General features: G+C 46.9%; 11 protein-coding genes. 8 read left to right on the top strand and 3 right to left on the bottom strand.

The window, feature by feature from the left end; genetic code table 11:
• Window positions 1–43: 43 nt before the first annotated feature.
• The 3 genes from F752_RS0104280 to kduI all read right to left on the bottom strand — a co-directional run bounded on the left by F752_RS0104280 (window position 44) and on the right by kduI (window position 2824).
• Entirely contained in the window at window positions 44–1120 is a 1077-nt protein-coding gene (locus tag F752_RS0104280; RefSeq protein ID WP_017730495.1) for a LacI family DNA-binding transcriptional regulator, read from the bottom strand.
• A gap of 74 nt (window positions 1121–1194) precedes the next feature.
• On the bottom strand, window positions 1195–1980 hold the full coding sequence (locus F752_RS0104275) for a gluconate 5-dehydrogenase (protein ID WP_017730494.1): 786 nt from the start codon (window positions 1978–1980) through the stop codon (window positions 1195–1197).
• A gap of 4 nt (window positions 1981–1984) precedes the next feature.
• Window positions 1985–2824 (bottom strand): 5-dehydro-4-deoxy-D-glucuronate isomerase, encoded by an 840-nt coding sequence (kduI, locus tag F752_RS0104270; protein WP_017730493.1) that lies wholly within the window; start codon window positions 2822–2824, stop codon window positions 1985–1987.
• A gap of 448 nt (window positions 2825–3272) precedes the next feature.
• Between kduI and F752_RS23430 the strand changes: the two genes are divergently transcribed.
• The 8 genes from F752_RS23430 to F752_RS0104215 all read left to right on the top strand — a co-directional run bounded on the left by F752_RS23430 (window position 3273) and on the right by F752_RS0104215 (window position 18949).
• Window positions 3273–6455, top strand: a complete 3183-nt coding sequence (locus F752_RS23430; RefSeq protein ID WP_017730491.1) for a SusC/RagA family TonB-linked outer membrane protein — start codon at window positions 3273–3275, stop codon at window positions 6453–6455.
• A gap of 12 nt (window positions 6456–6467) precedes the next feature.
• Entirely contained in the window at window positions 6468–8129 is a 1662-nt protein-coding gene (locus F752_RS0104255; RefSeq protein ID WP_017730490.1) for a RagB/SusD family nutrient uptake outer membrane protein, read from the top strand.
• A gap of 237 nt (window positions 8130–8366) precedes the next feature.
• Window positions 8367–11231: a LamG-like jellyroll fold domain-containing protein gene (locus tag F752_RS25710; protein WP_152425023.1), complete on the top strand. Its 2865-nt coding sequence runs from the start codon at window positions 8367–8369 to the stop codon at window positions 11229–11231.
• Between the two features lie 394 nt (window positions 11232–11625).
• Window positions 11626–13194, top strand: coding sequence for a hypothetical protein (locus F752_RS0104245; protein WP_017730488.1), 1569 nt, complete (start codon window positions 11626–11628; stop codon window positions 13192–13194).
• Window positions 13195–13338: 144 nt separating this feature from the next.
• Window positions 13339–14478, top strand: coding sequence for an IPT/TIG domain-containing protein (locus tag F752_RS25175; RefSeq protein ID WP_017730487.1), 1140 nt, complete (start codon window positions 13339–13341; stop codon window positions 14476–14478).
• 307 nt (window positions 14479–14785) lie between these two features.
• On the top strand, window positions 14786–16057 hold the full coding sequence (locus F752_RS0104225; RefSeq protein ID WP_152425022.1) for a DUF4861 domain-containing protein: 1272 nt from the start codon (window positions 14786–14788) through the stop codon (window positions 16055–16057).
• A 58-nt stretch (window positions 16058–16115) separates the two neighbouring features.
• Entirely contained in the window at window positions 16116–17525 is a 1410-nt protein-coding gene (locus F752_RS0104220) for a pectate lyase family protein (protein ID WP_152425021.1), read from the top strand.
• Window positions 17526–17575: 50 nt separating this feature from the next.
• Entirely contained in the window at window positions 17576–18949 is a 1374-nt protein-coding gene (locus F752_RS0104215) for a pectate lyase family protein (RefSeq protein WP_017730484.1), read from the top strand.
• The last annotated feature ends 48 nt before the right edge of the window (window positions 18950–18997 follow it).

Here is an 18997-nt window from a genome sequence, read left to right as displayed (position 1 = left end):
ATAGAAGTATCTTTAAAGGAATCCGGCCATTATTTGAGAATTTTTAGGCTTTTAGTGAAATATATCCTTCCTGCTGTTCTTTATCGTCTTTTGCATAGTCTCGCTTGAGGGAGGACTGGCGGATGATGATTTCCGGCTTAAGAACGGTTCTTTGTGGCAGGTGCTTCTTATCGCCGGCCTTGAGCTGCTCGAAAAAGAGTTCTGCCGCAACATTCCCCATTGAAATACTCAGCTGGTCTACAGTCGTAAGGGGCGGATCGGAAAAGGAAGTAAAGGGCTCATTCATAAAGCCGGCCAGGGCCACTTCCTGCGGTATGCGGATTTTTCTTTCCTTTAGCACCTGCATGGCTCCCATGGCACCATAATCACTGGCAGAAAATACGGCATCAGGTAGCTGGTCCAGTTTTAGGAGGGCTTCCATGCTGGTTCTGCCATCTTCGAGCTGCATATTACTTTCCACGACCAGCGCCTGGTCAAAAGGAATTCCATGGTCTTTAAGGGCTTCGGTATACCCGCGGAGGCGTTCCTTATAGATGCTTACTTTTTTAGAGCTGGTAAAGTGGGCAATGCGGCGGCAGCCTTGTTCTATCAGGTGCTCGGTAATTTTGTAGCCCCCCAAAAAGTCGTCAATAACCACCTGGCTTACTTCCAGTTTATCGGTTGTGCGGTCGAACAACAGGAGCGGGAGTTTTTCCTGCGCTCTTTTGTAGTGGCTGAAGTCTTCCGTATTCTTACCGATAGAGGCAATAATTCCGTCCACACGGGCGCTCAGGAGCGCATCGACCGTTTGTACCTCCGTATTATAATTATCATACGACTGGCAGATGATTACTTTGTACCCGATTTTATTGGCAATTTCTTCCACTCCTCGTACTACGGAGGCAAAAAATGTTCTGTCGGCAGTAGGCACAATTATGCCAATGATGTGGCTTCTTCCATGGCGGAGAGCCGCTGCGATATTATTCGGCTGGTAGCCTAACTGCTTGGCAGCCTTTTGTACTGCCTTTTTAGTAGTCTCGCTGATGCGGGGGTTGTTGTTTAAGGCACGAGAAACTGTTGAAGCTGTAATATTCAGCTTACTGGCAATGTCGTGTATTGTAGTTTTGGATTTACCAGCCATAGTTTTATTTTTAGAATGAAGCACCACCACCTCTTAACAGCGACGGTAGTGCTTCGCTGCCAAAGATAGAAACTTTACTCGTTTCTTGGTTTTCCGATGGTGGCTAAGATACCTCCATCTACATAAACAATTTGCCCGTTTATGAAATCGCTTGCCTTGCTGGCCAGAAAGATGGCCGTGCCGCCTAAATCATCCGGATCGCCCCAGCGACCTGCGGGTGTGCGGTTAATAATAAAGTCGTGGAAAGGATGTCCATCGACCCGGATAGGGGCTGTTTGTTCGGTAGCAAAGTAGCCGGGGCCTATGCCGTTTACCTGTATATTGTGCCTGGCCCATTCGGTCGCGAGGTTGCGGGTAAGCATTTTAAGGCCTCCCTTTGCTGCTGCATAGGCCGAGACGGTATCTCTGCCCAGTTCACTCATCATGGAGCAAATATTAATGATTTTTCCCTCTTTCCGCTCAATCATGTAGCGGGCCACCTGTTTAGAGACAATAAAAGGAGCCGTGAGGTCTACGTCTACCACCTGGCGGAAAGCTTCCGCATCCATTTCCAGGGCAGGGACCCTTTTTATCATTCCGGCATTATTGACCAGTATGCTTATAGGCCCTACTTCTTTTTCTATTTTCTCAATTTGCTCTTTTACGAGACCTTCATTGGTTACATCGAAAAGATATCCCTTTACATCTAGCCCTTCCTGCTGATAGCTTTCAAGGGCAGCCTCCATTTTTGAAGGTGTATTGCCATTGATAACAAGTTTGGCTCCTGCACGGCCCAGCGCTTTTGCCATGGCCATTCCTAATCCGTGGGTGGCGCCGGTAATCAACGCCACTTTTCCTGTCAAATCAAATAAACTGTTCATGGGCTTATCTTAAATCGGTGACAGAAAGTTTATCCATATCGTTATAGTCGAGGTTTTCGCCTGCCATTCCCCAGATAAAGGTGTAGTTAGAAGTGCCAGCCCCGCTGTGGATGGACCATGGTGGAGAAAGGGCAGCCTGGCGGTTTCTTAAAAAGAGGTGGCGGGTTTCGTCAGGCTCTCCCATAAAGTGAGATACAACCTGGTCATCGGGTAGCTCGAAGTAGAAGTAAGCCTCCATACGACGATCGTGGGTATGGGCAGGCATGGTATTCCATACACTTCCTTTTTGCAGCTCAGTAATACCCATTTGCAGCTGACATGTTTCCACCACTGAATTAATTAAGACCTTTCTGATGATGCGGTGGTTTGAATTTTCCAGAGAGCCCAGCTCGACAGTTTCGGCCATATCGAGCGAGACTTTTTTCGTTGGGTTGGCTTTATGAGCCGGGGCAGAATTGAAGTAAAAGAAAGTTTCGCCGGAAGTGGCCGGGTGGAAGAGAACTTCTTTAACGCCCCTGCCAACATAGAGCGCCTCTTTATTGGCAAGGGTAATTTCTTCCCCATCGACTGTTACCTTGCTATCGGCACCAACATTGATGATGCCCAGTTCCCGGCGGTCGAGAAAATGTTCAGAACGGAGGGTAGGGAAGGTCTCCAGTTTTAGGGGTTTTTCTGTTGGTTGGGCGCCGCCAACAATCAGGCGGTCATACATTGTATATACCGCCTGTATGGTGTCGGGCTGAAAAAGGTTTTCTATCAGATAAGCTTCCCGCAGTTTAGCCGTATCGTAGGTTTTGCTGTCGGCGGGATGAATGGCGTGCCTGATGGAATAATGAATGCTCATAATACTCTTAATCTAAAAATGATGTAATCGTTTGCGCAAAATAAGGCCTTTGTGCCTTAACGCAATCAACCCACTAAAAGGCTGAATGTTTGTTTTCAACTACTAACATAATATAAAATATCGACAAATGCCTGATTGGTGTGTTATAAATGTATAGTTTATGAAAAAAGTGCCAATTCATTTTGTTGGCATTTAAATTTTTCTTAAAATGCAATCGATTGCACGTTTGCAATGGTTTAATGTCCTCAAAACCTTGTTGTTTTTGTGAGAATAAAGGGAAACCATGGGTGTTTAGGGGATTGAAGCTTTTGGTTGATGAGTCGCAGATAGAGCAGCAGAAAGAAAAAATATTGTTAAGTGCGGGTAGTCCTTCTACCGAAAAGCGGCTTATACTTTTAAAAAAAAATAAGGAAACAGATCTCATCTGAATAACTAAAAATGAATAAAGATGAACTTTAAAACCAGGAAAACAGTACCACGGCTACTACCGCACTTTTTATGTGGTGGGCTGTTCGTTTCGCTTACTTGTTTTGCCCCGAATGCAGGGGCTTTTGCTAAGCATAGCCCGACAGCTGAATTGGGAAAAGAGGAATTTCGTACAAACCTAAAAACTACGTTTAATGCTGCAAACGTTTACGACAGGGACGTAAATTTTTATTCTGCTGCCGTTGCCATTAGAGTAACGGGTCAGGTAGTTTCGAGTGAAGATGGGGAGGGAATGCCCGGTGTTACTATTATGGTAAAAGGTACCACTCAGGGAACAACTACTGACCTGAATGGTAATTTTGCTATTGAAGTTCCTTCGCCCGAATCTGTGTTGGTTTTTTCTTCAATAGGCTTTGTAACGAAGGAAGTGGTGGTGGGAGACCAGACTACTTTAAATATTGCGCTTGAGCCGGACCTTAAGCAGCTGGAAGAAGTTGTGGTGGTGGGCTATGGTACCCAGAAGAAAACCGACTTAACAGGAGCTGTAGCCAATATCGGTGGAGAAGAAATTGCTGAAAGAGGAACGGTTAATCCGCTGCAGGCGGTACAGGGGCAGGTAGCCGGGGTAGATATCTCTACCGGTTCAGGCCGGGCCGGTGCAGGCTTCGAAATCCAGATACGCGGCCAGAACTCCCTGGCGGGAGGGCAGCCTCTTTTCGTGGTGGACGGAGTAATAGTTGATGGAATTGACTTTATTAACCCGCAGGATATCGAAAGCCTGAATGTGCTGAAAGATGCCTCCTCCACTGCTATTTATGGCTCTCGCGGCTCTAATGGGGTGGTAATTGTAACGACCAAGCAGGGTGCTAATGTAGAGGGAACTTCCATTTCGTATGAAGGTTATGTGGGTGTTCGCCAGAATGCCCGTGTGCCGGACTTTATGAATGGTGACCAGTGGTGGGAATACCGCCAGAATGCCTACATTACTGGATACCTGCAGAATAATGAGCCTTATGATGCTACTACAGGGGGACTCGCCAGTAGCCCAATTTTACGGGCACGGGTGGCCAACCGGGATTACTTCGACTGGCAAAGCGCCTTTCTGCAAACAGGAATTCAGCAAAACCACTGGTTAACAGTTTCCGGGACAAGTAACGATAAGTTGAGCTATGTAATTGGAGCAGGTTATCAGGAGGAAAAAGGAAACCTGATGAAGGAGTGGTTTAACCGTTATAACTTTAAAGCCAGCGTAAACCACCAGATAAGCGACCGGTGGGAAGCTGGTACGAACTTTAACTTCTCCATGATTGAACTGGAGCGGGGAAGTGAAAATGCCATTAAGCAGGCTTACCGCATGGCTCCTCTGGTTACTCCTTATGATTCTGCAGGAGAGTTAATTCTGCAGCCGGGAAAATTTGGCGAAATTGGTTTTACCAGTTCAGTAAACCCTCTGCTGGATATGGCCAATTCTGAAGATAACAGCCGTCGTATGTATGGGGTAGGAAACCTGTATCTGCAGTATTCTCCACTCGAATGGCTGAGTGTACGGACTACTTTCTCTCCGGAGATTGAATTTGAGAGAAGAGGCCTCTACTGGGGCTCTTTAACAGAAGAAAGAAGAGGTGAAGATCCGGCCGCTTATCGCGAAACCGAGCAGTCCTTCTCCTATATCTGGGATAATACAGTAACAGCTATCAAGGATTTTGAGGATCACAGCTTTAACTTCACCGGTCTGTACAGTATACAGTACGACCGCTGGGAAGATGAATTTATTGATGTCATCAATCTCCCTTATAATTCCCTCTATTATAACGTAGGTTCTGCCGGCGATATCGTGGAGGTAGGGAGTGGTTTTGGTCAGCGCACGCTTATGTCGTTCATGGGTCGCCTGAACTATACCTTTAATGAAAAGTATCTGCTTACACTCTCCAATCGCTGGGATGGATCTTCTGTGCTGGCTGCAGGCTACAAATGGGCGTCCTTTCCTTCCGCTGCCATTGCATGGCGGGCATCTGAAGAGTCCTTTTTAGAGGATGTCGATTTCCTTTACAACCTGAAGGCTCGCCTGAGCTATGGTTTTACGGGTAACAATAATATCGATCCTTATTCTACCCTGGCCCTGGCCGGCGAAAGAACACTCTACAGCTTTGGAGACCAGGTGGTTATTGGCTTTCCTCCGGGAGGTATCGTGAACCAGGCTCTTACCTGGGAAAGAACTCGGGAACTGAACTTTGGTATTGATTATGGCCTTTTCAGCGGGAGAATCTCCGGTAGCATTGATGTTTATAATAAATTATCAAATCGTCTGTTAATGCAAAGAGACCTTCCACTCGAATCTGGGTGGGAAGAAGTAACTGATAATGTGGGCTCAGTAAGAAATACAGGAATTGAACTCTTCCTGCAAACCTATAATATCCGTACCAGCGATTTTAGCTGGTCTACCACTTTTAACTTTGCCAAAAACAATAACGAAATTGTAGACCTTTTAGGAGGTGATGTTACCCAACTCCTAGGTGAAGATGATGATGGAAACCCTTATGCCTGGTTTGTAGGGGAACCAATCAATGTTAATTACAATTATGTGTTCGATGGTATCTGGCAGGAGAGTGAGCGGGAACTGGCGCTGAAGTACGGTCAGTCGCCCGGACAGGCCAAAGTACTGGATCTGGATGAAAATGGAATTATAGATGGTGAAGACAGACAGATTATCGGTTCTCGGGCACCATCCTGGACCGGTGGGTTCTCTACCTCCTTTACCTATAACCAGTTCGATTTATCAGCTTCCATGTTTGCTCGCCAGGGAATTCAGGTGTGGAGCCCTTTCCACGAAGAGTTCCTGAATTTCGACGACAGAGGTCGTGCTAAACTGGACGTGCCTTACTATATGCCTGCAAATGATGTTACCCGGACGATGGAGTCGAATGAGTACCCACAGCCAAAAAATACCGGCCAGTACTGGGAGGAGATAGGCTTCTATAAGGATGCATCTTTTGTGAAGGTACAGAACATTGCGCTTGGTTACACTTTCGGTCAGGAGAATCTCGACAGGCTGAATATGCAAAACCTGCGGGTGTACCTTAATATACTCAATCCTTTTGTGTTTACCGAGTATGATGGATTTGATCCTGAATGGGCCGATGAAGACTTGAATGATACAGGAAACAGCTTTATTACCTATCAGCTTGGGGTGAACGTTACATTTTAAATTATTTTTAACATGATTAATAACTCAAAGATATTCTTATTCCTGCTGGCTACATTCCTTGCTACAGGCTGTACTGATTTCCTGGAAGAGGAGAATAGGACAGAAGTAGTTGCAGATGAGTTTTATACGACCGAGGAAGGCTATGAAAGCCTTGTGAATGCTACCTACGCTTCTCTGCGGGAGGTATATGGTGGAGAACCCTGGTTGTTTTCTGCCGGAACGGATTTATATGTGGAGGGGCGGAATGAACAGCCTGAAGGAATTAGTGAGTACAGAAATCTTGGGCCAAGCGATGATGAGGTGGAAGATTTTTACAGTACCATCTATGAAGCCATCCAAATCGCTAACACAGCCATTTATTATAATGACCTGACAGAGCCAACGGAAATGCTGGATGAGCGAAAAGGGGAATTGAAGTTTATTCGCGCACTCTATTATTTCTTACTGGTACAAACCTTTGGCGATGTGGCTATTGTAGATGAGCGCATCAACGAAGCTATTACCAACTTCGAAAGAGAACCGGCTCAGGATGTTTATGAATTCATTATAACAGAGTTAGAGGAAGCCTATGAGCTGGTGCCGGAAGTTTCGGCTACTCCAGGGCGGGTAGATAGGGCAGCAGTGCTCCATTACCTGGCAAAAGTCCACCTTACCAGAGGATATGAGGAGTTTGGAACACCGGTAGATTTTGAGAAAGCGGCTGAGTATGCCGATTTAGCAATTACCTACGGATCGCTTGTTAATTCCTTTGAAGAGCTCTTCTTCCCGGGTAATGAAAATAATTCTGAAGTGCTGTTCTCAGTACAGTATTCCGGTTCTTCAATTGTGGATCCAAAGGAAGATGGTCACCTGCAGAATTTCTTCTTCGGTCCTTATCTGGGCGGAGAAGGGGCCACGGAGGGCTATCCTTATCGCTCGAATACCCTGGTACCGACGATGCATCTCTTCGATTTGTTTGAAGAAACGGATGCCCGCTTTGATGCCACCTTCATGGTTAATGTGTATGAGCGTTACTATGATTATTATGATAAAAATGATGAGCTGGAGGATTTAAATATTGCTACTTATTTTGCGCCGGAATGGGCAATTGCCGATACGGCAGAGTGGCGTGCGGCTGACCCTGAAAACAGGGCAAACACGGTAATCATCCCTTATTCAGAAGCGTGGCAGGCAGGACCTAATTCTGCCGATGGTAGTACCCCCGGTGTGAAAAAATTTGATGACCCGAACGCGGCTTTCTCCGACGGGGGAACCAGCACACGGGATATCTTCCTGGCACGATTAGGTGAAACCTACCTTATTGCAGCCGAAGCTTATTTTATGCTGGGCGAAACAGGAATTGCGGCAGACCGGATCAATGTGGTGAGAGCGCGTGCAGCTGAGCCTGGAATGGAGAATGAAATGATGATTACCGCTGCCGAGCTAGATCTGGATTTTATTCTGGATGAAAGAGCCCGCGAATTGGTTGGAGAATACCACCGCTGGTTTGACCTAAAACGTACGGGTGCGTTAATTGAAAGAACCCGCCTCTACAATCGTGAAATAAGGAACTGGTTTGAGTCCGGAGTAAATCCTTTTGAAGGAGTTGGGGGTGCGTTAAAAATTTTACGACCTATTCCACAAACTGCTCTCGACCTGAATGAGGCTGATGTTGAGCAGAATCCAGGCTACTAAAACATGATTGGATGTCATTGAATAATTTTAACAAAAGTTTCTTTTCAGAAACGGATTGACCATAAAAATGTGAAACGGACAATAGGCTAAAGAAAAAGGAAAATGAACCAACGTTTACCTGCTTCTTTAGCCTTTGTTTTTTGCAGTAAATAATGGGAGCGGAAATCACCCTTTGCCCCAAAAGCTTTTAATATGATAAAAAACTACAAAATAATTTTTTGCTGCATAACGGCATTAATGCTGTTTACATGCGGAGCGGCCTATAGCCAGGAGGAACAGCAGCTGGCTTTTCCCGGGGCGGAAGGTTTTGGCCGCTTTACCTCCGGAGGTAGAGGCGGTATTGTGTATGTGGTAACCAACCTCAACGATTCCGGCCCCGGCAGTCTGCGGGCAGGAATTGAAATGAACGTACCCCGTACAATTGTTTTCCAGGTATCAGGTACTATCCATATCAAAAATCCACTATCCATTGAGAATGGAGACTTAACGATAGCCGGACAAACCGCTCCGGGCCAGGGTGTAACCATTAAAGGAAACAGCGTAGTGCTGAGAGCCGATAATATCATTATCCGCTATTTACGCTTTCGCCCTGGCGACATTAGCGGAGGCGAGCCGGATGCCATCTGGGGCCGTGAGCAAAGTAACATCATTATCGACCACTGTTCTATGAGCTGGGCGGTAGATGAAGTAGCCAGCTTTTACGACAACAAAAACTTCACCATGCAATGGTGTATCATCAGCGAGAGTCTGTATGAATCTAATCACGCCAAGGGCCGTCATGGGTATGGAGGAATATGGGGTGGTCAGGGTGCTACTTTTCACCATAACCTCCTGGCACACCATTCCAGCCGAAACCCTCGCTTTAACGGTAGCCGCTACAGCGGAGAGCCTGAGCTGGAGCTCGTGGATTTTAGAAATAACGTTATCTTTAACTGGGGAGGTAACAGTGCCTATGGAGGTGAAGGAGGTAGACATAACATCGTGGCCAACTATTATAAGCCTGGTCCTGCCACCGGTGGCGAAAAAAGATATCGTATTGTGAGTCCAACCCCTAGCGACCCAATGGGTTTGTGGTATGTGGCTGAAAACTTTATTGAAGGTTATCCGGAAGTAACCGCAGATAACTGGAACGAAGGCGTACAGGGCCTAAATGCAGAACAGGAGGCTATTGCCCGGGTAGATGAACCTTTCCCTCATGCCCCAGTAACAACCGAAACGGCCCTGGAGGCCTATGCCAGTGTGCTGGAAAATGCAGGCGCTAACTTCCCTTTCCGTGATGAGGTAGATGCTCGTATTCTGGAGGAGGCTGAAACCGGGCAGGTTACCTATGGTGGAGCCTATGGCACCGGCAAAGGCATTATCGATAGTCAGGAAACCGTAGGCGGGTGGCCTGAATTGTTTTCGGCCCCGGCTCCGGCAGATGAAGACCTTGATGGTATGGCCGATGAGTGGGAACTCACTGCAGGTCTTAATCCTGCCGATCCAGGAGATGGAGTTCTGGATGCCGATGCTGATGGGTATACAAATCTGGAAGAGTACCTGCATGCACTTACCGAAACCACACCGGCGGCATTTCTGCCACACCCCACCGCTATACGTGCCGAACTTATTACCCATAACGCTATCGTGTTAGCCTGGGAAGATAATGCTTCTGATGAAACAGTGATTATTCTGGAGCGTGCTGTGGGAGATGGCGAATATGAAGTGCTGGCTACCCTGGAACCAAACACCACTGCTTATGCAGATGAAGGCCTTGTGCCGGGGCAGGTGTATCATTATCGCTTGCAGGTGAGTAATGGTGTTATGACTTCTGCGTATAGTCCTGCCGGCGCCTACAGCACAGAATATGAACCTACCTTTGCCGATGCAGAACAGCTGGTAGGCTACTGGAATTTTGATGCAAGCTCCGGTACAGTGGTAGAAGATGTAAGTGTGTATGACAATCATGGAGAACTGCAGCAGGCCGATGCGGCAGCCTGGACCACAGGAAAAGCAGGTAATGCATTGGACCTCACTGGTACTTCACCTCAGGCCCATGTGCTGGTTCCTGAGGCTGAACAGCTGAATTTCGACCAGGGCTCCTTCTCGGTTGCCTTCTGGATGAAGGCTCCGGTGCAGGAAGCCCCGGGATACCTCTTCCATAAAGGTAGCTTTGAGGCCAATAATGTAGGCCAGGGTGGTGAATGGTATGGACTCGGCTTTGAGGAGGGAAATTTACGTTTTGCTGTGGATGATAACAGTGTGAATAGTGAAGTAGCGTTCAGCAGCGAAGATTTTCTGACCAATGAGTGGGTGCAGGTAATAGCGGTTCGGGACAGGTCGGATGACAGGCTCCGTATTTATCTGAATGGCGAACAGGTAGCTGAATCGATTGACATGACTTCGGGAGGAATAGGAGAGGAAGTGCCTTTGATTATTGGTAATTCTTCCGATTTAAATGCCTCCTTCAATGGAGTTATTGATGAGTTTAAAGTATTCGACTATGCGCTAAGCCCGGAGGAAGCTGCCGGTCTTTACCAGGGAATGCCTCTTCAGGCTTTCGACCCATGGCCTCTGAATAAATCCGCAGGACTGGATCCAGAGGAGATTCCTTTAAGCTGGAGTGGCGATGCCCCTGCTTACAACCTTTATGTAGGCACTGCGGCAGACAATTTGCAGCTAATTGCATCGGAAACGGCTGATCCTGCTCATGTTCTGGAGGGCCTTGCCGCTGCTACAGACTACTTCTGGAGAGTAGATGCAGTTGGTGCCGGTGGAGTGGTAAATACAGGTGAGCTGTGGTCTTTTAAAACAGGTGCTGTTACTGCCCTGCCCGATGAGACCTCTCTGGCGGAACAATTTAATAGTTATCCTAATCCTTTTTCTGATCACCTGACGCTTTCATTTATTCTGGAACAGAAAGAAGAGGTGGAACTGAAGATGTACGATATGCAAAACCGATTAGTTAAAGTATTGGTGAAGCAGTCGCTGGCACCAGGCGAATACCAGGTCCGGCTCAGTGCAGCCAACCAGTTGGAGGGCCTGCAGCCAGGAATGTACATATGTGTTTTGGAAACGGGCAGTCGCAAAATGGTAAGCAGAGTCCTCTACCTTCAGGATTAAGAGGAGTGAGATTTTATTCAATAAGCAGCAGGCTTTTTTTAATCCTGCTGCTTATTTAAAATTTTAGCCGTCCCAATTGACCATTGCAGGTTCGATTTAAAAGATAAAGAAGGATGGCTGGTAAATGTAATCGATTGCGCAACATTTGAAATAGTGTAGAGAAATTTCAAATAATATCACCAATATTTTTAACAGTCTCTGCATGACTTATTAAAATTTTATACGGTATAATAAGAAGAAAAGCCTCTATAATAAAGGGCAAATTATCATAAATTTACTTTATATTTTGTTTTTGAAATTTATTTTATTTAAAATGCAATCGATTGCACGTTTTATGTGGAATGATTTTCATAACTCAAGCTGGAGCGAATTTTAATTATCAAAATAAAAGACCATGATCAGAGTGTATACTAAATTCTTAATTCTCCTGATGGTTCCCTTCCTTTTTGCGGCATGTGAGCAGGAAGATGAATTCGTGCGTAATGAGCCACCAAAAATTGCTTTTTCTGTGGCAGCGGAAGCCTTACAGGATATTAACCTGGATATGGGTACAGGCCCTGCTATAACAGGTACAGTCCAGTCAGATGCCGGACTCGAAAGAGTAGTGGTGGAATTGCTTAAAAAAGGAGGCGTTGAAACTCTGATGGAAGTGACCACCTTTGGAGAGCCCAGCAGTACCCAGAGCGAAAGACTCTTTTTTATAGACATTCTTCCGGCCTATACCGAAGAGGTAATTGGCTTTAGAGTGATAGCGGAAGATGTGGAAGGACGTGTGGCAGAAAAGGTGCTGGCGATAACGGCCGATGGAGGCTTTGCCGGCCCGGTTCTGGAATTACCGGAAACTGTAAAAGCAAATGTGCGACCAACCGCTAATATCAGACCGGCCATTGAGGGGACGGCCAGCTCGCACTGGGGGCTAGAATCCCTTGCTTATTTCCTCGTAAATGAAACGGAGGAAGTGGCCGATGGAGAAACCACTTTTGCAGATAGTGTTGTTACTTCCTACGATTTAAATGTAGTTCCTGATTATGACAGAGCCTACGAAATGGGGGCAACAGGCTATAAAGTAGTGGCGATAGATGGCCGGGGAAATGTAAGCGTAGATACAGTTGCACTGGAAGTAATTGATGCTGCGCCCGCGCCGACCATTACCTTCGACCAGGAAAGTGTTGAAGCAGACATGACGGTGGACCCTGCCGTAACGCCTGAAGTATCGGGAGTGGTAACGGGAGAAAATCTGGCAAAAGTAACCTTTTACCTGGTGTCGGGTGATACGGAGGAACAGTTTGGCGAAACTGTAACAAGCTTTGCAGATCCAAATAGCTATACATTCAATGTTGAGCCTCCTTATAAGTTTGGTGTTACGGGTATTCGTGTAAAGGCAGAAGACGTGACAGGTCAGGTTTCCTCAGAAACCATAGAAGCACAGGTGACTGCAGAAGATACGGAACTGAATACTTTCAGAGATATTGTTTCTTACGCCCAGGGCATGCGGAATGATGGTGTAAATACTAATTTCTCCTCAAGAGATGGTAATGCTTACACACTGCAGGAGGGTACGGACCCAGCCATAAGCGAAACAATCGATTTTATTACCGCAGATTCCGGAGGAGATAATGAGCTTGACCTTTTCTCTCCCAGCCATCCTGACTGGTTAGCAGGCAACTATTTTGAGGATGCGGACGATCAGCCAGTAGTATGGCCGGTATTGAATGAAACGAAGATGGTGCTTATTGAAGGGGCAGATGAAGCATTTTTCAACAATGCCACCTCTGTAGATATCAAAGAAATGACCATTGGAAGTGAGTTTGAGACCCGGATGAAACTACAACCGGATAAGATAGGGTCGGTAGTATTTTTTGAAACCGCGCAGGGCAAAAAAGGACTTCTTTTTTATAAAGCTTCTGATTTGGCCGCGGGTAAGTCAGATAAATTCACCTTTGATGTTAAAGTAGTTGAATAAGGAAAAGAGAGGGAGGGCGGTCTTTTTTTAAGGCTTATCTCTCTCTTTGTTAAAGGATAGACCGTTTTTTATTCCTGTCCGATAAACATGGGTACTCCCAGGTAGTTTACCTGAAGTATATGTTTCACTTAAATAAATATTTTTATGAACAAGCTTTTAAAATTTTTCATGTTTTTTACCATCCCGCTTCTGGCTGGAATAATGGTAAGTTGTGGAGACGATGCTCCTGTAGTCGAGCCAGCGGTACCTTCCATTACAGCTGTTGACCCGGCGGAGGGCCTCCCTGGTACAGTGGTAACCATTACAGGTACCGATCTGGAAGATGTAACCGAAGTACGCTTTGGTACTATGGATGCTGAGGGCTTTGACCCTGCAAATAATACAGCCACTTCCTTAACAGCTACAGTACCAGCCGGTATTGCAGCCGGAGCACAAACCATTACCGTGGTAAGCCCGGGTGGTGAAGATACCTTTTTGTTTACCGTGCTGGAAGAAGAGGTAGAAATGCCTGAAATCACTTCTTTTGCACCTGCCACCGGAGTAGTGGGGGATGAAGTGACTGTTACTGGAGCCAATTTAGATCTGGCCACTTCTGCCTTTTTAGGAGAAGTAGAAATTATCGATTGGGCAGCGGCAGCCGATGGTGCTTCTGCGACCTTTACAGTTCCTGAAGGTGCTGTTACAGGGCCTATTGTGTTAGTGACAGCAGCTGGTGACGAAATAGTAAGCGCCAGTGATTTTACCGTTGAGACAGATGGTGGTGGCGAAACCGGAACAATTGTTGACTACAATGTGGTCGTATATGCACAGGGCCTTCGTAATGATGAAGGAGTTCCAACTGCCTTCTCTGCAGACGGACAAGTATTTACCTTGTTGGAGGGTGTGACAGAGGGTGCATCTATTGACTTTATTGCAACCGATTCAGGTGGAGATAACGAACTGGACCTTTTCTCTCCAAGCCATACCGGCTGGTTGGAAGGCAACTATTTCGAAGATTCAGAGGACCAGCCTGTTACCTGGTCAGCTCGAAATGAAACCGAAATGGAAATTCTTCCAGCAAGTGAAGTTGATTTTGAAAATATTACTGCTGAGGAATTAATGGCAATGGAACTTGGTGAAGCCGTTACCCTGCGTGCTGAAATTCAGGATACTGATCGTGCAGATAACGTAATCCTGTTTGTAACCGCTGAAGGTGAAAAAGGACTCCTTCGCTGGACAGAGCACGATCCGGGAGCAGATTCAAAAGAAGATGCCTTCACTTTTGAAATAAAAGTGATAGAGTAATATCAGCTTGTTCTGATGTACGGGATTCCTGTTTACAGGAGTACCCGTACATTTTTAAAACAGGCAAAATAAATAAAAAGGAAGAGCTGTAAAGTGCACGAACGGATGTTCAGGAAAAGCACTTTTCCTTCACACCTCTATCCAATAGTTTAAAAAATTTTTTTTGGGTAGAATTTATGCCAATATGTTAATTAGAGAAGGGTGCTTTTCTCCCGCAAGGAGAGAAGTCCTTCTTTAATTTATTCCTCTTTTTATCTCTTTTCAATACTGGCCATTCTTCTCTTCTCTGCTTCTTGATTAAGAAACAATGATGAAACTAAAGTATCATTCCATGGCACCCTTTTTATTCATCCTGATGATTTGGTGCATGTCTTCTACTTTTGCCCAAAATCCTGAGCAGGTATTTCCGCAGTCATTTAATGTGGAGGTTAAAAATCCTCTTCAGTATGAGAGGCAGGAGGTAATGATCTTCCTCCCGGAAGAAGCTTTGCTCAAACAGGCAACTTCCTTCAACCCTGAGGCCTTTGTGGTTATGGCCGGCGAAGCAGAAATTCCCAGCCAGTATATCACCGAACCAGGCCGAGCAGGTCTTGCTTTTGTTCTTGACCAGCTAAAGGCAAAAGAAACGAAGAAGCTTAACATTCGCTATGCAGAAGAGGGCGTGGTAAAACGCGATTACCCTAAACGCACGCAGGCGGAAGTATCTCACAAAACAGGTGGCTATTTTAAAGACAATAAATACATAGGTGGGGAATTTCAGAATGTAGACTCACTGCGCGTACCGGACGAACATACCGACCACTCGTATTATATCCGTTATGAAGGTCCCGGATGGGAATCCGATAAAGTAGGCTACCGTTATTACCTCGACTGGCGCAATGGTATAGATGTGTTCGGCAAGAAAACTGATGAAATGGTGTTGCAGCAGGTGGGCCTCGATGGATTCGACTCCTATCATGAAATGCAACCATGGGGAATGGATATTCTCAAGGTTGGAAAAGCCCTGGGTGTAGGTTCCATAGCCCTGTTTCACAACGGGCAGGCTAATCGTATCGATGATACAGATAGTATCATCACCGTTATTACTGAAAATGGTCCAGTCTACTCCTCTGTCAAAACAAATTACTACGGCTGGAATGTAAACCAGCAGGAATTGGATGTACAATCTCTTTTAAGCATCCATGCCGGTAGTCGGCTTACCCATAACCGGCTGGAGGTAAAAGGTTCACCGGAAAACCTCAGTACAGGTTTAACGAAAGATCCATCAACGAAGCTCCATCAAAGCAAAGGCAGTGAAAAAGCATTTGGTTACCTGGCTACCTATGGTCCGCAAAGCCTGAATAAAGATAATGTAGGGCTGGCGGTTCTTTTTCGGCCGAAAGATTTTATTGGCTTTACGGAAGATGAGTACAGCCATGTTGTAAAACTTAAGCCAAACCAGGGAAAGCTGGACTATTACTTTCTGGCTGCATGGGAGCTGGAAAAAGAAGGAATCAGGAATGAGCAGGAATTCATGGAATACCTGAACAAAAAGGCGATGGAGCTGGCGAGGCCTGTAGAGGTAAGTACAACGAAATAGAAAAAGGAATATTGAGGTTCCAGGAAACAGAAAAGAATTAAAACGGATGAAAGTAAAAATGTTAAAGTTGGCCCTCCTGGGTTTTGGTGTTGTTCAGCTGGCCGGTTTAACGGCTTGTACAGAGCAGGCTTCGGTAACAACAGTAGAGGCTGATGAAGAAGCAACTACCGAACTGGTGCGTGCGGATGAAGAAAAAGTACTGGCCTTTCCCGGAGCAGAAGGCTTTGGCAAATATACCACAGGCGGCCGTGGTGGAGTGGTTTATGTAGTGACTAACCTCAACGATAGTGGCCCCGGCAGCCTGCGCAAAGGACTGCGGATGGATGTTCCCCGCACCATTGTATTTGATGTATCCGGCACCATTGAACTGGAATCTTCACTCGATATCAACGAAGGAAATGTGACAATTGCCGGGCAAACGGCGCCTGGTCCTGGTATTACGCTTAAGAACTATCCCATGAAAATTAAAGGCGATAATGTGATTGTGCGTTATCTCCGTTTCCGCATGGGCGACGAAGCGGCTTATCAGGGCGATGCCATTAGTGCTGATGAGCAGAAAGACATTATCATAGATCATATTTCCTCGAGCTGGGGCACCGATGAAGGAGCATCTTTTTATGACAATGAAAATTTTACCCTGCAGTGGAGCATCATAGGTGAGAGCCTTAATGAGTCGGTTCACGAAAAAGGTGCGCATGGTTATGGAGGCATCTGGGGTGGAAGAGGTGCAAGCTTCCACCATAACCTGCTGGCTCATCTCAAAAGCCGTACACCTCGCTTCAGCGGCTCCGAGACCACCGAAAATGAGGCTGGAGAGCTGGTCGACTTCCGCAACAATGTGCTCTACAACTGGGCCGATAACAATGTTTATGGTGGCGAAAAAGGTCGATACAATATGGTAGGCAATTACTACAAGCCTGGTCCTGCCACCGAAGAAGAGAAGCGAAACCGTATAGTGGAGCCTTACGACCCTTACGGAAAGTTTTATGTATCGGGCAATTATGTAGAAGGCTTCCCGGAAGTAACTCAGGAAAACTGGCGGGGCGTAGATGTGGAAGATGCAGAGCCTGAAGTGGCCCTGGTAGATACTCCTTTTCCGGTAGTGCCGATAGGGGATCAGCCTGCCACGGAAGCTTATGAGCAGGTATTGGCCGAAGCCGGCGCCAGCCTGTACCGCGATCCGGTAGACCAGCGGATTGTAGAAGAAACCCGTACGGGTACGGCGGCCTACGGAGATAACGGAATTATCGATACCCAGACTGAGGTAGGCGGCTGGCCGGAACTGGAGGAAGTAAAAGGCCCGGCTGACAAAGACACGGACGGAATTCCGGATATATGGGAAGAGGAAAAAGGCCTTAACCCGGATAATGCGGCCGATGCGGTGGAATTTACACTAGACGAAGACTACACGAATATTGAGGTTTATTTTAACGGCCTGGTAGCGCCGGAGGGACCTCTCGAGAATTAAAGAAAGCAGGAATAGAGGCGGAGAGCGGTAGACGAAAAATTAAGAAGCGGATGTTAAACAGGGCATTTATTTTTGGACTAAGTCTTCAGCTGGCGGTTTTTACCGCCTGTACAGAAGGAACTTCCCAAACGGCAGCTACCGGGTTGACGGATAGCACCAAAGTGCTGGCTTTTCCGGGTGCGGAAGGCTTTGGAAAGTTTACTACCGGCGGCCGCGGCGGAAAAGTAGTGGTGGTAAGCAACCTCAACGACAGTGGCCCCGGCAGTCTGCGCGAAGCCCTTGAAATGGAGGAGCCCCGCACTGTTGTGTTTGCCGTTTCAGGAACCATTCCGCTGGAATCCATCCTCAACGTAAACTATGGTGACCTTACCATAGCCGGGCAATCTGCGCCGGGCGAAGGCATTACCCTGAAGAACTATCCCCTGAAGGTGAATGACGGCAATGTTATTATCCGCTATATCCGCTCCCGTATGGGCGACGAAAGAAAAATGGAAGATGACGGCATCAGCATCATAGGGCAGGAAGATATTATTGTCGACCACAGCTCCTTTAGCTGGGGGACCGATGAGAGCGCTTCTTTTTACGATAATAAGGATTTTACCCTGCAGTGGAGCATCATCAGCGAAAGCCTCAACAATTCTGTGCATTCCAAAGGAGAGCATGGCTATGGGGGCATTTGGGGCGGAAAAGGTGCCAGCTTTCACCACAACCTGCTGGCCCACCACCAGAGTCGCAATCCTCGCTTCAATGGTGCCCGCACTGCCCTGGAAGACAAGCCCGAATTGGAAGTGGCCGATTTCCGCAACAATGTTATTTACAACTGGCGTTCCAACAGCTCTTACGGTGGCGAAAAGGGCAATTATAATATGGTGAATAACTACTACAAGCCAGGGCCGGCCACACAGGAGAACGTGGAGCGGCGTATTGTGGAAATATGGGACCCGGAGAGCCGCTTCTATGTAGCCGGCAATTATGTAGCCGGCTTTCCGGAAGTTATTGCCGATAATACCAAGGGTGTGGATGGAGAGCCAAGCCAGGAGGCACTGGTTCAGGAGCCTGTTCCGGTAGTAGCTATTCCAACCCAATCGCCCGAAGAGGCTTATGCCGAAGTGCTCGCCCATGCCGGCGCCAGCTACCGCCGCGATGCCGTTGACCAGCGGGTGGTGGAAGAGGTAAGGACCGGCACCGCCACTTATGGCGTGGAAGGCAATGGCATTATCGATTCAGAAGAACAGGTGGGTGGCTGGCCGGAACTTGAAAAAGGCGAAGCACCAGCCGATAAAGATAGGGACGGAATGCCTGATGCCTGGGAAACCGCCAATGGGCTAAATCCAACCAAGCCAGCCGATGCCGCCGCTTATACCCTGGACGAAAATTACACCAATATAGAAGTGTACCTGAACGGGCTGGTAGCGCGAAAATAAATAAAGTACTGCTGCGTTCACTTGCGGCATTTGAATGAAGAAACAACC

The sequence above is a fragment of the Nafulsella turpanensis ZLM-10 genome, from assembly GCF_000346615.1.
GTDB classification, from domain to species: domain Bacteria; phylum Bacteroidota; class Bacteroidia; order Cytophagales; family Cyclobacteriaceae; genus Nafulsella; species Nafulsella turpanensis.
The sequence above is the reverse complement of the archived record's forward strand: the minus strand, read 5'-3'. Positions and strand labels throughout refer to the sequence as shown.

Excerpts from the sequence above, each read along its gene's own strand:
- F752_RS0104255 (WP_017730490.1), top strand. The coding sequence starts at position 6,468 with ATGATTAATAACTCAAAGATATTCTTATTCCTGCTGGCTACATTCCTT.
- F752_RS0104280 (WP_017730495.1), bottom strand. The coding sequence starts at position 1,120 with ATGGCTGGTAAATCCAAAACTACAATACACGACATTGCCAGTAAGCTG.
- F752_RS25175 (WP_017730487.1), top strand. The coding sequence starts at position 13,339 with ATGAACAAGCTTTTAAAATTTTTCATGTTTTTTACCATCCCGCTTCTG.
- F752_RS25710 (WP_152425023.1), top strand. The coding sequence starts at position 8,367 with ATGCTGTTTACATGCGGAGCGGCCTATAGCCAGGAGGAACAGCAGCTG.
- F752_RS23430 (WP_017730491.1), top strand. The coding sequence starts at position 3,273 with ATGAACTTTAAAACCAGGAAAACAGTACCACGGCTACTACCGCACTTT.
- F752_RS0104215 (WP_017730484.1), top strand. The coding sequence starts at position 17,576 with ATGTTAAACAGGGCATTTATTTTTGGACTAAGTCTTCAGCTGGCGGTT.
- F752_RS0104220 (WP_152425021.1), top strand. The coding sequence starts at position 16,116 with ATGTTAAAGTTGGCCCTCCTGGGTTTTGGTGTTGTTCAGCTGGCCGGT.
- F752_RS0104225 (WP_152425022.1), top strand. The coding sequence starts at position 14,786 with ATGATGAAACTAAAGTATCATTCCATGGCACCCTTTTTATTCATCCTG.
- F752_RS0104275 (WP_017730494.1), bottom strand. The coding sequence starts at position 1,980 with ATGAACAGTTTATTTGATTTGACAGGAAAAGTGGCGTTGATTACCGGC.
- kduI (WP_017730493.1), bottom strand. The coding sequence starts at position 2,824 with ATGAGCATTCATTATTCCATCAGGCACGCCATTCATCCCGCCGACAGC.
- F752_RS0104245 (WP_017730488.1), top strand. The coding sequence starts at position 11,626 with ATGATCAGAGTGTATACTAAATTCTTAATTCTCCTGATGGTTCCCTTC.